The organism is Corynebacterium lujinxingii (genome assembly GCF_014490555.1).
GTDB classification, from domain to species: domain Bacteria; phylum Actinomycetota; class Actinomycetes; order Mycobacteriales; family Mycobacteriaceae; genus Corynebacterium; species Corynebacterium lujinxingii.
This window is the reverse complement of the sequence record NZ_CP061032.1, coordinates 1,973,235-1,986,060: the sequence shown is the minus strand read 5'-3', so window position 1 is coordinate 1,986,060 and position 12,826 is coordinate 1,973,235. Positions and strand designations below refer to the sequence as shown.

The 12,826-nt window shown below is 65.7% G+C and carries 12 protein-coding genes; 9 read left to right on the top strand and 3 right to left on the bottom strand.

The annotated features are described in order from the left end of the window. The first annotated feature begins 6 nt into the window (after window positions 1-6). The 6 genes from IAU68_RS09880 to IAU68_RS09855 all read left to right on the top strand — a co-directional run bounded on the left by IAU68_RS09880 (window position 7) and on the right by IAU68_RS09855 (window position 7,690). Entirely contained in the window at window positions 7-912 is a 906-nt protein-coding gene (locus IAU68_RS09880; RefSeq protein ID WP_171193716.1) for a hypothetical protein, read from the top strand. Window positions 913-931: 19 nt separating this feature from the next. Next, on the top strand, window positions 932-2,191 hold the full coding sequence (locus tag IAU68_RS09875; protein WP_171193715.1) for a protein kinase family protein: 1,260 nt from the start codon (window positions 932-934) through the stop codon (window positions 2,189-2,191). Window positions 2,192-2,202: 11 nt separating this feature from the next. Next, window positions 2,203-2,826, top strand: a complete 624-nt coding sequence (locus IAU68_RS09870; RefSeq protein WP_171193714.1) for a hypothetical protein — start codon at window positions 2,203-2,205, stop codon at window positions 2,824-2,826. Window positions 2,827-2,849: 23 nt separating this feature from the next. Continuing rightward, window positions 2,850-4,541 carry a phosphoenolpyruvate--protein phosphotransferase gene (gene ptsP, locus IAU68_RS09865; protein ID WP_171193713.1) on the top strand — a complete coding sequence of 564 codons (1,692 nt, stop codon included), beginning with the start codon at window positions 2,850-2,852 and terminating at the stop codon, window positions 4,539-4,541. Continuing rightward, window positions 4,538-4,837: a CHY zinc finger protein gene (locus tag IAU68_RS09860; RefSeq protein ID WP_328700689.1), complete on the top strand. Its 300-nt coding sequence runs from the start codon at window positions 4,538-4,540 to the stop codon at window positions 4,835-4,837. Before ptsP ends, IAU68_RS09860 begins: the two co-directional genes overlap by 4 nt. A gap of 132 nt (window positions 4,838-4,969) precedes the next feature. Next, window positions 4,970-7,690, top strand: coding sequence for an ATP-dependent Clp protease ATP-binding subunit (locus IAU68_RS09855; RefSeq protein WP_231699023.1), 2,721 nt, complete (start codon window positions 4,970-4,972; stop codon window positions 7,688-7,690). On the opposite strand, the gene IAU68_RS09850 is transcribed toward IAU68_RS09855, so the two are convergent. Beyond that, window positions 7,687-9,108: a lipase family protein gene (locus tag IAU68_RS09850; RefSeq protein ID WP_171193712.1), complete on the bottom strand. Its 1,422-nt coding sequence runs from the start codon at window positions 9,106-9,108 to the stop codon at window positions 7,687-7,689. The two genes, IAU68_RS09855 and IAU68_RS09850, sit on opposite strands and share 4 nt — an antisense overlap. Window positions 9,109-9,132: 24 nt before the next feature. Here IAU68_RS09850 and IAU68_RS09845 point away from each other — a divergent pair, with 24 nt between their 5' ends. Next, the gene (locus tag IAU68_RS09845; RefSeq protein ID WP_171193711.1) at window positions 9,133-9,303 is read left to right on the top strand and encodes a DUF4236 domain-containing protein; all 171 of its coding nucleotides are present in this window, start codon (window positions 9,133-9,135) and stop codon (window positions 9,301-9,303) included. Here the strand turns inward: IAU68_RS09845 and IAU68_RS09840 are convergent. Further along, entirely contained in the window at window positions 9,282-10,139 is an 858-nt protein-coding gene (locus IAU68_RS09840) for an HhH-GPD family protein (protein ID WP_186337527.1), read from the bottom strand. The genes IAU68_RS09845 and IAU68_RS09840 overlap by 22 nt on opposite strands. 22 nt (window positions 10,140-10,161) lie before the next feature. Here IAU68_RS09840 and IAU68_RS09835 point away from each other — a divergent pair, with 22 nt between their 5' ends. Continuing rightward, the gene (locus IAU68_RS09835) at window positions 10,162-10,782 is read left to right on the top strand and encodes a carbonic anhydrase (RefSeq protein WP_171193710.1); all 621 of its coding nucleotides are present in this window, start codon (window positions 10,162-10,164) and stop codon (window positions 10,780-10,782) included. Between the two features lie 9 nt (window positions 10,783-10,791). After that, window positions 10,792-11,457 (top strand): hypothetical protein, encoded by a 666-nt coding sequence (locus tag IAU68_RS09830; protein ID WP_171193709.1) that lies wholly within the window; start codon window positions 10,792-10,794, stop codon window positions 11,455-11,457. Here the strand turns inward: IAU68_RS09830 and radA are convergent. Further along, entirely contained in the window at window positions 11,450-12,814 is a 1,365-nt protein-coding gene (gene radA / locus IAU68_RS09825; RefSeq protein ID WP_171193708.1) for a DNA repair protein RadA, read from the bottom strand. The genes IAU68_RS09830 and radA overlap by 8 nt on opposite strands. Window positions 12,815-12,826: the final 12 nt, after the last annotated feature.

Sequence of the window (12,826 nt, the reverse complement as noted above, 5' to 3'; positions counted from 1 at the left end):
CAGGACATGGCTCACTACAACCTCTACGAATCGCTCGGCCTCGACCGTGCGAAAGACCCGGCCACCATCGCTGGCGAGCTGGATGAGCGCATCAACTCCGGCGTTGCGACGAACCCGGGCGGCATGGAGGAACTCCAGATCGCGCGCAACATCCTCGGCGATCCGCAGCGTCGTTCGCTCTACGACCAGAAGCTTGACGACGACAACGCGCCCGATATCAACATCGCCGCTCTGCGCGACCTGTCCAACGCGAACCTCGGCGGCGGCGTCCAAAGCCAGCCCGCGCCCCAAGGCGAGAGCGCCTTTGTCAAGGGCCGCGAGTCTTTCTCCAACTACTCCAAGCAGGCCCAGGAGCGCCTGAACCCGGCGGTGCAGAACGCCAAGTCGGAGATCGCCCGCTCCTCCAAGGGCGTCATCGCCGGCACCGCGATCGTCACCGCACTGGCGATGCTGCTGATCTTCGGTCTGTTTTCCCTGTTCGGCGGCGACCGCGGCGCAGGCAAGGCGGAGAAGGTGGTCAACGAGTTCGTCGGCCTGCGCACCAACGAGGAGACCGAGCGCTGGCTGATCGACAACGCTTCCGGTGACTCACGGGCTGATCTACTGAAGGCACTGGACGTCAACGATGGTTTCTCGGGCGTTGACAACTACCTTGGTGCCTCTGACCCGAAGGCGGGCGAGGCGCTCGACTACAAGGAACTTGCACGTGCGATGACGAGTTTCTCTGAAGAGGACTACTACCGCACGTTGAACTCGGAGGGCATCGACGACGTCTACTACGTGCCGGTGCTAAACGGTAACGGAACGAGTACCGGTGCGACTGTGTTCGTCGCAATCGAGGGCGGCCAAGCACGTGTCTTAGACTTTGAGAAGAGCCTGCCTTCCTTCGACGATTTCTTTGACGCCCTCTAGGAAAGACCAACGGTAGACCATGGCTGACCCCCAACTCTCCCAACTCCTGCACGACAAGTACGCGCTGACCGAGACCGCCGAGACCGGGACGACGGCGACCTCCACGCTGCTGTCCGCGTCGAACACGTGGGGCACGACGGTGCGCGAGGTGGAGGTGTTCAACGAGCCGGTTGCTGACGGCGCCAGCGAGCACATCGCACAGATCGCCCAGTCGTTGTCGTGGCTGCAGGACCAGGCCGTGTTCAACGTTGAGGACTGCGGGGTGACTGATTCCGGCACCCTGTATGTGCTGCGCGAGCCCGCGCAGGGCCAGCCGTTGCGCTCGCTTATCGACGGCCGCGTGACCTGGGGCAGCCCCTTTCCGATCCAAGAGGCGGCGAACCTCGTCGGGCCAGTGGCGGAAGCCGTGGACAAGTACATCGCCAACGGGCGCGCCGGCTTCCTCGGCCGCTCCATCAACACCGACACGCTGCTCGTGCAGCCTGCCGGTGTGTTCCCGCCGGTGAAGGTTGCCCTGGTCGGTCCCACTGCCGCTGGTAACTCGGTGTCCGACAGCGTACTGCGCCGCCAGTTCGCGGACGTCGTCGCCGAGCTGACTGGGCAGCCTGTCGACGAGGCCCTGCTCGAGCAGACCGGCTCCGCCACCGAGTACCTGAAGACGCTGATCAACCCGACACCCGCCCCGCAGCCGCAGGAGTGGGACACCACCCAAATGCCACAGCAGCACTTCCCGGACACCGACCCGGGCATGCCGGCCGTGCAGTACGACGACTACCAGCAGCCGGCTCCGGCGAAGAAAAAGAAACCGGTGTGGCCATGGGTCGCCGCCGGTGTCCTATTGCTCGCGGGTGCCGGCGCGGGTGGCTACTGGTACTGGCAGAACACCTCGACTGAGCCGTGGGGCGACACCGAGGCCGAGATCGCCCAGGCGTTTCCAGACGTCGTCTCCGACGAAGAGGGCGGCCGTGGCTTCGACAACCTGACCTGCCGCACCGCGGAGGCGGAAGGCGATGCGCAGAGCAAGATCCGCTGCGCGAGCCCGGACGCTGGCATCAGCATCACCAAGTTCGAAAATGCCCAGGCCCGCGACGCGGTGATCCCGGCAAGCGACAAGGTGGAGCGCTTCGGCAACGACAACTGCGAGTTCTCCTCAACGCAGCTCGAAGACCAGGACCTGCCCGCTTACTTCGTCGCGCCGGAGGGCGACAAGGCGAACTACCTGCTGCTGGTCAACGGGAAGAACGCCGACAAGATGCGCGCGCAGCTCCCGCTGTGCTAGATCGGGAATTGATGAAACAGAGCATGAAGACGCTGGCGGCGCTTGCGGTCGTCGGCACGCTTGCCGGTTGCGCGGGCAGCGACGTGGCCGAGCCGAGCTCGCCGGAGTTCACCAAAATCAAGGAAACGACGGCCAAGGAAATCACCCCGGAAGAGACGACCTCGGAGAAGGAAACCACCGAGTCGTCCAGCACTCCGCCGACGACCCGCAAGTCGGATACCCCGGTCAATCCCGCCAACTATGAGCGCGCCGGGATGAGCGTGTTCACCTACGACGTCGGGGATTTCTCCGGCACGTGTGCGATCTCCCCGCACGGCGCGACCTGCCAGGGTGTAACACCAGACGACGCGCCGATGGTCACCGCTGTGCCGCTGCCGCCGCGCAAGGCGGACGCGATTTACGCCGGTGAGGACGGCATGCACTTCACCGTGTTCGAAGGCGTCGGTCCGTCGCAGGGCAGCATCGATCCGGGCGAATCCATCACGATCAACGAGAACTCGTGTTCCTACCCGGACGAGGAGACGCTGCGCTGCGCGTCCGGTTCCAACTCGTTTACCGTCCACGGCGACGGCACGATCACCACCGACGGCCAGCTCGATCAGCCGCCGGTGTGGACGCTGCCTGACTACTACTAGCGTGCGGCGAGTAGGCTCGGGGCATGACTGAGCGCGTAGTTCTTCACGGCATTGGTGTATCCGCTGGCACCGCATCCGGCCCTGTCGCGGTGGTGACACCGGCGGTGGGCATCGACCAGTACGAGCCCGCGTCAGCGGACCCGGAGGCCGACGGGCAGCGGGTGCGAGATGTGCTGGGCGAGGTGGCGTCGTCGCTAAGCAACCGCGCCGAGCACGCGAACTCGAAGGCGTCAAAGGATGTCCTGCTTGCGACTGCGAACCTGGCCACAGATAGAGGCCTGATCCGCGGGGTGGACAAGGAGCTGAAGAAGGGCGCCGGCGTGACCAAGGCAGTCCACGACGCCGTCGAGCTCTACGCGGGCAAACTCCGCAAACTCGGCGGCTACATGGCCGAGCGCGTCACCGACCTGTACGACATCCGCGATCGCGCCACCGCCCGCCTGCGCAACCTGCCGGAACCGGGTGTGCCCGCACTCGACGAGCCGTCCATCCTCGTTGCGCACGACCTCGCGCCGGCCGAGACGGCGACGCTGGATCCGGAGATGGTGCTCGGCATTGTCACCGAAGCCGGCGGCGCGACCTCGCACACGGCGATTCTCGCCGCCCAGCTCGGCATCCCCGCCGCAGTGCAGGTCAAAGGCGTTTCCAACGCAATTGTCGACGAACCACGCCTCGCCATCGACGGCTCCACCGGCCAAGTGATTGTGGCCCCGACCGACGAAGACGTGGCGGATCTCGACGAGCGCTCCCGACGTCGCGCAGCCGCGTTGGAAGGCTCCGCCGGCGCAGGTCAGACCCGCGACGGGTACGGCGTGAAACTGCTAGCCAACATCGGCACCGCAGACGATGCCGTGAAGGCCGCAGGCCACGACCTGGAAGGCTCCGGCCTGTTCCGCTCCGAGTTCCTCTTCCTCGACCGCGACTCCGCGCCGGGCTTGGAGGAGCAGACGGAGACCTACACCAAGGCGCTGCAGGCCTTCGGCGACCGCCGCGTCGTAGTGCGCACTCTGGACGCTGGCGCGGACAAGCCGCTGTCGTTCGCGGACCTCGGCGAGGAGGAAAACCCGGCGCTTGGTCGTCGTGGCCTGCGTCTTTCCCAGGCGCGCGAGGACCTGCTGGATACCCAGCTGCAGGCCCTGGCCAACGCCGCTGCCAACGTGCCGGAAGCCGAATTGTGGGTCATGGCGCCGATGGTCGCCACCGTGGAGGAGGCGCAGTGGTTCGCCGAGCGTGCCCGCGCGGCCGGCTTGAAGCAGGTCGGCATCATGGTGGAAACCCCGGCCGCCGCGATCCGCGCCACGCACCTACTTGAGCAGGTCGACTTCGCCTCCATCGGCACCAACGACCTGTCCCAGTACACGATGGCGGCCGACCGCATGGAAGGCGAGCTGGCGGCGCTGCTGTCGCCGTGGCAGCCGGCGGTGCTCGCCATGATTCGTGAGACCTGCCGCGGCGGTAAAACTACGAACAAACCCATCGGCGTGTGCGGCGAGGCCGGCGGCGACCCAGCAGCGGCGCTCGTGCTCGTGGGCCTTGGCGTGAAGTCGCTGTCCATGGCTCCGGGCAAGGTCAACGCGGTGCGCGCCGCCCTGGCACTGCATGATTTAGAAACCTGCCAAAAGATGGCGGAAGAGGCCCTGGACGCCCGCACCGCCGCCGAAGCGCGCGAGGCCGTGCTCGCGCTTGCGGATCCGGTGCTGAAGGACCTGCTGTGATCCACGGCGTCGACGTCGACCCGCAGGGCCGGTGCGCGCACTGGCATTCGGAGGTCGATGTCGTCGCCAACACGTGCGGGGCGTGTAACAAGTTGTGGGCCTGTTCGCTGTGCCACGACGAGTTGGCGGATCACCGGTTTGTGGGCGTCGATAAGCGTGCGCGCTCGATCATGTGCGGCGCGTGTGGGCACCGCATGACTTACGCCGAGTACGGCGCTTCGTGCCCCTCGTGCGGCCACCCGTTTAATCCGGGCTGCAAGCTGCATGAAAACGTGTACTTTCTGCCTGTTCGCTAAGGGTGAACATCCCCTCTGAGCAGTGCTTATCGACGACCCCACGCCCCCGCACCCCAAAACGCTGGAAGTGATGTCGCGCCCCGGCGTTATGGTTGTGGACAACGATTTTTAGCAAGAGAAGGGGTCAGCCACATGTTCGAGCGGTTTACCGACCGGGCCCGTCGCGTCATCGTCCTGGCGCAGGAGGAAGCGCGCGCGCTCAATCACAACTACATGGGCACCGAGCACATCCTGCTCGGCCTGATTAAGGAAGGCGAGGGTGTCGCTGCGAAGGCCCTCGAGTCCATGGGCATCAACCTCGAGGATGTGCGCCGCGAGGTCATCGACATCATCGGTCACGGCACCCAGCCGGTGACCGGCCACATCCCGTTTACCCCGCGTGCCAAGAAGGTCCTCGAGCTTTCCCTGCGTGAGGGTCTGCAGATGGGCCACAAGTACATCGGCACCGAGTTCCTGCTGCTCGGCCTCATCCGTGAGGGCGACGGCGTGGCAGCCCAGGTGCTGATCAAGCTGGGTGCGGATCTGCCGCGTGTGCGCCAGCAAGTGATCCAGCTGCTGTCCGGTTACGAGGGCGGCGAGGGCCAGAACCCGGAGTCCCCGCAGGGCGGCAACCCGGGCTTCGCCGGCGCTGGTGCCGGCGGTAACCGCTCAGGCGGCGGCCCGCAGGGCGGCGAGCGTTCCAACTCGCTGGTGCTCGACCAGTTCGGCCGCAACCTCACCGCGGCTGCGAAGGAAGGCAAGCTCGACCCGGTTGTCGGACGCGACAAGGAGATCGAGCGCGTCATGCAGGTGCTGTCACGCCGCACCAAGAACAACCCGGTACTCATTGGTGAGCCGGGCGTGGGTAAGACCGCGGTCGTGGAGGGCCTGGCGCTCGACATTGCCAACGGCAACGTGCCGGAGACCCTGAAGGACAAGCAGGTCTACTCGCTGGACTTGGGCTCGCTGGTGGCCGGTTCCCGTTACCGCGGCGACTTCGAGGAGCGCCTGAAGAAGGTGCTCAAGGAGATCAACCAGCGCGGCGACATCATCCTGTTCATCGACGAGATCCATACCCTCGTCGGCGCAGGTGCCGCCGAAGGCGCCATCGACGCTGCCTCGCTGCTGAAGCCGAAGCTGGCTCGCGGCGAGCTCCAGACCATCGGTGCGACCACGCTCGATGAGTACCGCAAGCACATTGAAAAGGACGCGGCACTCGAGCGTCGCTTCCAGCCGGTGCAGGTCGACGAGCCGTCGCTCGAGGACACTGTCAAGATCCTCAAGGGGCTTCGCGACCGCTACGAGGCACACCACCGCGTGTCCTACACCGACGACGCGCTCAAGGCCGCGGCGGCGCTGTCGGACCGCTACATCAACGACCGTTTCCTGCCGGATAAGGCCGTCGACCTGCTCGATGAGGCCGGCGCGCGCCTGCGCATCAAGCGCATGACCGCCCCGGATTCCCTGCGCGAGGTCGACGACCGCATCGCCGAGGTGCGCAAGGAAAAGGAAGCGGCGATCGATGCCCAGGACTTCGAGAAGGCCGCGAGCCTGCGCGAGACCGAGCGCAAGCTCACCGAGGAGCGGGCGGATAAAGAGAAGAAGTGGCGCTCGGACGACCTCGAGGACATTGCCGAGGTCGGCGAGGAGCAGATCGCGGATGTGCTCGCCCACTGGACGGGCATCCCGGTGTTCAAGCTCACCGAGAGCGAGTCGAACCGTCTGCTCAATATGGAAACCGAGCTGCACAAACGCATCATCGGCCAGGACGAGGCCGTCAAGGCGGTCTCCCGTTCCATCCGCCGCACGCGTGCAGGCCTGAAGGACCCGAACCGTCCGTCCGGTTCCTTCATCTTCGCCGGCCCGTCCGGTGTTGGTAAGACCGAGCTGTCGAAGGCGCTCGCGGAGTTCCTCTTCGGCGACGACGACTCCCTGATCCAGGTGGACATGGGCGAGTTCCACGACCGCTTCACCGCCTCCCGCCTGTTCGGTGCCCCTCCGGGATACGTCGGCTACGAGGAGGGCGGCCAGCTCACCGAGAAGGTGCGCCGTAAGCCGTTTAGCGTCGTGCTTTTCGACGAGATCGAGAAGGCCCACAAGGAGATTTACAACACCCTGCTCCAGGTGCTGGAGGAAGGCCACGTCACCGACGGCCAGGGCCGCAACGTGGACTTCAAGAATACGGTGCTGATTTTCACCTCCAACCTGGGTACTTCGGACATCTCCAAGCCGGTTGGCCTGGGCTTCACGGGCGATACCGCCACGGACGCCGAGGCGCAGTACGAGCGCATGAAGGGCAAGGTCAACGACGAGCTGAAGAAGCACTTCCGCCCTGAGTTCCTGAACCGTATCGACGAGATCGTGGTGTTCAAGCAGCTCAGCCAAGACGAGATCGTGCAGATGGTGGACCTGCTTATCTCCCGCGTGGACAAGAACCTGGCCGCGCAGGACATGGGCATCGAGTTGACCGAAAACGCGAAGAACCTGCTCGCGGTCCGCGGTTTCGACCCGGTGCTGGGTGCCCGTCCGCTGCGTCGCACGATTCAGCGCGAGATCGAGGACGTGCTCTCGGAGAAGATCCTCTTTGGCGAGATTGGCGCCGGCGAGATCATCACCGTGGACGTCGAGGGCTGGGACGGCGACGTCGAAACGGCGCGCAAGGACCGCGGCAAGGCCGCGCCGGACGCAACGTTCACGTTCACCCCGCGCCCGCGCCCGCTGCCGACTGAGGCTTTCGACGTCGAGCCGGAAGAAGAAGTCCGCGACATCGCGCCGAAGGCCGCCGAGCCGGAGACCGAAGCCTCCGAGTTCCCGGACGAGCGCGATACCGAGCCGGAAACCCCTGAGAGGGGTGAGGGGCCGGAACCGGTCTAAAGGTACGGCTGGATGTGGGGGTAAAGAGCCCCCACAGCAGCGAGAATGCCGAGGACAAGAACGGTAATCTCCACCGCGTTGAGCCCCTCCACCACCTCGTAGTCGGGGTAGTCGGAGGGGCACACCCGTTTCATGGGCTTCGCCGCGAAGCGGTCATCCATCCAATCGATGACCTTCCCTGTCTGCAGCAGCAACGGCGCTGCGTGACCGGAGCCGGGAGCTCGAACCGTCAGCACCGACGATCCGGACGACAGTGGTTGCGTAGGCGAACCGGGAATAACCGCGCGGCGGTACTCCACATCGGCGCCCAACGCGCAGTAATCGGCCGCGAGTTGGGTGGCCTGCGGCTCGGGAACGAGGTCGTCGTCAGGGTTCGTCATCACCATGATCGGCGCCGACGGAGCAACTTTGCCCACCTTGTTCAGCTCCAGGTACTTGCCCAGTCGCTCGTCGGAGTGCACCACCTCAGCAAACGATTCGCCGGAAACAAACAACGCACTAAAATCGCCCGGCGCGTTACGCGACGCATCCACAACGCACGATGTTTTCAGCCCCTCGAGCCATTCCTTTCCGTCGTCGGTGAGGTGCTCGTTCATCGCCTCGCGGTACTCGGGGTAGCTCTCCATGTAGCTCGCCGCGGCGAACCCGGCGACTGGGGTGAGCAGTGCAGTTGTGCCCTGCTCCAGCACCGCCAGCGGGTCGGCTGGGGGAGCGCCGGAGAAGGTGCCCATGACGTTGAGTTCGGGGGCGTAGTCGTCGACAAGTTCGGCTGCGGCGGCTGCGGCCCCGCCGCCTTGGGAGTAGCCCCAGAAGCCGACTTTTTCGCCGGGTTTTGCTACGGCGCGGGCGGCGTCGATAAGCGCGTGCCCCTGATCAACCCTGTTCAGGTACGTGTGCAGGCCCTCGGTGCCGAGTCCGATGTAGTCGGTGACCACGACGGAGTAGCCCTCGTCGAGAAGCATTTGCACGATCGGTGCCTCGTAGTTGACGTTGATCGTGTCGTCCTCGATCCGCAGCAGCATCGACGCGCCAGCTGACGGCGCACACTGGTCGCCGAGACCACGCGTGCCCGGGGCGAGTGCGATGACACCTTTCGCGAAACGCTTCTTGTAAAACGCGCCGGTGACCGGCACTTTCTCGCCGCGCTCGTTGGTGGAGGTGTAGCGGATGCGCCTGCCGTTGGAGCCGGGGACGCGCTGTATGTCGTCGAGCGCGCCGATCACCTCGCCTGCGACGCCGTCGAGCACCTGCGACGACAACTCCGGCATGGACGACAGAGAGGATGCGTCGCGCACAACTTCGCGTGTCGACGACCCCACCGACGACAACGATGACAACGCATCCGCACTCAAATCTTCCGCCTGCGCGTAGGGGGCAAGCAGCAGCGGGATAGCCAGGACAGACCAACGTTTACGCACGCTAAGCAGTGTATCCTTCTCCACATGGGTTTCCAGTACCGCAAGCGCAAGAAGCTGAGCAAAGACAGCTGGCTGAACTATTCTGGGTCCGGTGTCTCCACCTCGAAACGCTTCGGCCCTGTGACCGTCAACTCCCGCGGCGGCGTGTGGGTGAAACTACCCGGCGGCCTGACCTACCGCGGCAAGTGGAAGTAGCCGCGCTCATCTTGCTCGGCTAGACCGTCCTCAAGCAGGGAGAACAGTGCGCGAGAGCGCTGGGCCGCATCCGGCCACACGGCGTCGATAACCGCCTGCTCGACCGGGCTTTCCGCCTCACGCAACACCTTCATGATCTTGCCGCGCACCTGGCGGTCCGTGCCCGCGAAACGTTGCGACCGCTTCTGCTGCTCCGGCTCGGGTTTGCCCGCCTCAAGCCAGGCGCACCTCTCGGACAGCGGGCACACCTCACACTTCGGCGCCTTCGACGTGCACACCAGCGCGCCCAGTTCCATCAAACCGGCGGAAAACATGGGGCCGTCCTCCTCGGGCAGAAGCTTCGCAACCTCCTCGATCTCTTTCTTGCCGGGCACACCCAGCGCCTCGCCACGCTCCATTCGTGAAACCACGCGTCGGACGTTCGTGTCCACCACCGGCACATTCTTGCCGTACGCGAAACATGCCACGGCGCGCGCGGTGTAGTCGCCGATGCCGGGCAGCGCCAGCAGCTCGTCGACGTCGTCAGGCACCACGCCGCCATGCTTATCGACGACCACCTGCGCACACTGCCTCAACCGCAACGCGCGCCGTGGGTAGCCGAGGTTGGCCCAGGCACGCAAGATGTCGTCGATACGCGCCTGCGCAAACGCCTCGGGGGTGGGCCAGCGGTCCATCCACTCCACCCAGATGGGTGCGACGCGTTCCACCTGCGTTTGGTGGCTCATCACCTCGCTGACCAGCACACCCCACGGCGTCGTGTCAGCCGCGCGCCACGGCAGGTCGCGGGCGTGCGCGTGGAACCAATTAACCACGTTGTTCGGGCAAATATTGTGCACAATGCATGCAACAATAGCGGGTATGACAACTCCTACTGAACTCCAAGCAGCCCCCACGCCCCGCGAGGTGTGGGAGCTGCTTCGCGAAGGCAACGAGCGCTTCGCCACCGGCAACACCGCAGCTCCGAACCGCGACACGGCGAGGCTGCAGCAGCTCACCTCCGGACAGAACCCGGCCGTGTGCGTTGTCGGCTGCTCCGACTCGCGTGTGCCGGTCGAGCTGCTTTTCGACGCAGGCTTCGGCGACATCTTCGTCATCCGCACCGCCGGCGGCTGTGTTGACTCGGCCGTCGCCGCGTCCGTTGAGTTCGCCGTCGACGGGCTCGGTGTGGACCTCGTCCTGTTCCTTGCCCACGAGAAGTGCGGTGCTGTCGGCGCGGCAGTGCAGGCTCTTGAGTCCGGCGACATGCCGACCGGCCTCGAGCGCGTCTTCGTGGAAAAGATCGCCCCATCCGTCGCGCAATCAAAGATCCGCGGCGAGCACGTCGAATTTGCGCACGCCCGCAACGGCGCCGAACACATTGTGACTCGTGTGCCGGCTGTGGCGATTGCGCTGGAGGCCGGCAAGCTCGGCGTCGTCGGTGCCCGCTACCGCTTGTCCGACGGCCGTGTCGAGACCACCTACGAAAACTTCGGCGATTAAGTTATAGGCATGTCGAACCAGCGCCCACTGCCCCCGGAGATCTATATGCGCCGCCGCGTGGCGGCACTCGTCATCCTCCTGGTGGTTGTAGCGCTTTTGGTTTGGGCCCTGTCTGCCGTCGCGCGCAGCGGCGGTGGCGACAGTGCCGAAGAGACCGCCTCCGAGGCCCCGGCCTCTACCATCGAGACCGAGCCGACCGTGTCCGCGCCGGAGGAACCGTCTGAACCTTCTGAACCCGCGCCCGTCGCGTCCTCCAACGTCGAGGCTGCCCCCGCGCGCACCGGCGCGTGTGAGCTGAAGGACCTGCGTATCACCGCGATGCCCAACCAGCCCTCCTACGTCGCGGGCACCCAGCCGGTGTTCTACATGGAGGTGGAAAACCCCACCGACACCGACTGCGTAATCGACCTCGACGAGAACATCCTGCGCTTCGAGGTGTACAACATGCGCACCAACGAAAAGATGTGGGCGGACACCGATTGCTACGAGCCGGTGGTCGCCGGCACCCAGACCTACAAGGCGGGGCAGAAGCAGGGCTACCAGGCGCGCTGGTCCGGCACCGTGTCCCAGCCGGGGCAGTGCGAGGACCGCCCTGCGATCGAGCCGGGCTCCTACTTCCTGCACACCGTCATCGGCGACAACGCCTCCGACGCCGCACCGTTCAACATCACGTAGCCAGCAGCGCTATCGCCTCCCCGAGGGTGGACACTTGGTGCACCCGCATGCCGTCGATACGCTCCAGGTCCCCGCTGGGCACGATGGCGTTTTCGTAACCCAGCCGCGCAGCTTCTTGCAGCCTGCGCCCGAGGTTAGGTACGCGCCGCAGCTCGCCCGCCAGCCCGACCTCGCCGATGACCACCGTCTTTGCGGGCAGTGGCGTCTCGTGCAGACTCGACCACGTCGCCAGCGCCACCGCGAGATCCGTGGCGGTCTCTGTGATCTTCACGCCGCCGACGGTGGCCACGTACGCGTCCTTGTCGTTCGTGCGTTGTCCGCACCGCGCCTGCAGCACCGCGAGCACCATCGGAACCCGGTTGAAATCCAGGCCGGTGACCACGCGTCGCGGACTCTTGTTCACCGGATCCACGGTCAGCGCCTGTACCTCGGCGAGGATGGGGCGCACCCCGTCCATCGCCACGGTGACCGCCGAGCCGTCTGGAGTTTTACCGCGGTGCGACAGGAACAGCCCGGATGGGTCTCGCACCTCCCGGATGCCGCTCGCGGTCTGCTCGAAACAGCCCACCTCGTCCGTTGCGCCGAAGCGGTTCTTCATGCCACGCAGCATGCGCAGCGACGACTGCCTGTCGCCCTCGAAGTTCAACACCACGTCCACCAAGTGCTCCAGCACGCGGGGGCCCGCGACGTTGCCGTCTTTGGTCACGTGCCCGACCAAGATAATCGGCAGGTTCGACGTCTTCGCAAGGGTGGTCAGCGCGGCGGTGACCGCACGCGACTGAGCGACGCCGCCCGCTACACCTTCCACTCCTGCAGCGTGCATCGTCTGCACAGAGTCCACGATGAGCAGCGACGGCTTCACCTGCTCGACGTGGCCGAACACGACGTCCAGGTTCGACTCGGCCGCCAGGTACAACGTGTCCTTGAGCGCCCCGGTGCGCTCCGCGCGGGCCCGGACCTGACCCGCGGATTCCTCGGCGGTAACGTACAACGCCTTGCGCCCGTCCATCGCTGCCCAGCGAGACGCGACCTCAAGCAGCAGCGTGGACTTGCCCACGCCCGGCTCGCCGGCCATGAGCACCACGGACCCGGGCACAACACCTGAGCCGAGCACCCGGTCCAACTCGCCGATGCCCGACGGCATTGTGTGCGTCGCGGTCGCGTTGACCTTCGTGATCGGCGTCGCCGGCGCAGTCGGGGTCAGCGCCGACGTCTTCACCGAGCCGGGAGCTGCCGCTACCGAAGCCTCCTCTTGGAGTGTGCCCCACGACCCGCATTCCGGGCAGCGGCCGAGCCACTTCGGGGAGGAGTAGCCGCACTCTGAGCAGGTGTGGATCACACGGGGTTTCTTTGCCATGTGCGACACCGT

Excerpts from the sequence above, each read along its gene's own strand:
- IAU68_RS09880 (WP_171193716.1), top strand. The coding sequence starts at position 7 with ATGGCTCACTACAACCTCTACGAATCGCTCGGCCTCGACCGTGCGAAA.
- IAU68_RS09875 (WP_171193715.1), top strand. The coding sequence starts at position 932 with ATGGCTGACCCCCAACTCTCCCAACTCCTGCACGACAAGTACGCGCTG.
- IAU68_RS09870 (WP_171193714.1), top strand. The coding sequence starts at position 2,203 with ATGAAACAGAGCATGAAGACGCTGGCGGCGCTTGCGGTCGTCGGCACG.
- ptsP (WP_171193713.1), top strand. The coding sequence starts at position 2,850 with ATGACTGAGCGCGTAGTTCTTCACGGCATTGGTGTATCCGCTGGCACC.
- IAU68_RS09855 (WP_231699023.1), top strand. The coding sequence starts at position 4,970 with ATGTTCGAGCGGTTTACCGACCGGGCCCGTCGCGTCATCGTCCTGGCG.
- IAU68_RS09845 (WP_171193711.1), top strand. The coding sequence starts at position 9,133 with ATGGGTTTCCAGTACCGCAAGCGCAAGAAGCTGAGCAAAGACAGCTGG.
- IAU68_RS09835 (WP_171193710.1), top strand. The coding sequence starts at position 10,162 with ATGACAACTCCTACTGAACTCCAAGCAGCCCCCACGCCCCGCGAGGTG.
- IAU68_RS09830 (WP_171193709.1), top strand. The coding sequence starts at position 10,792 with ATGTCGAACCAGCGCCCACTGCCCCCGGAGATCTATATGCGCCGCCGC.
- radA (WP_171193708.1), bottom strand. The coding sequence starts at position 12,814 with ATGGCAAAGAAACCCCGTGTGATCCACACCTGCTCAGAGTGCGGCTAC.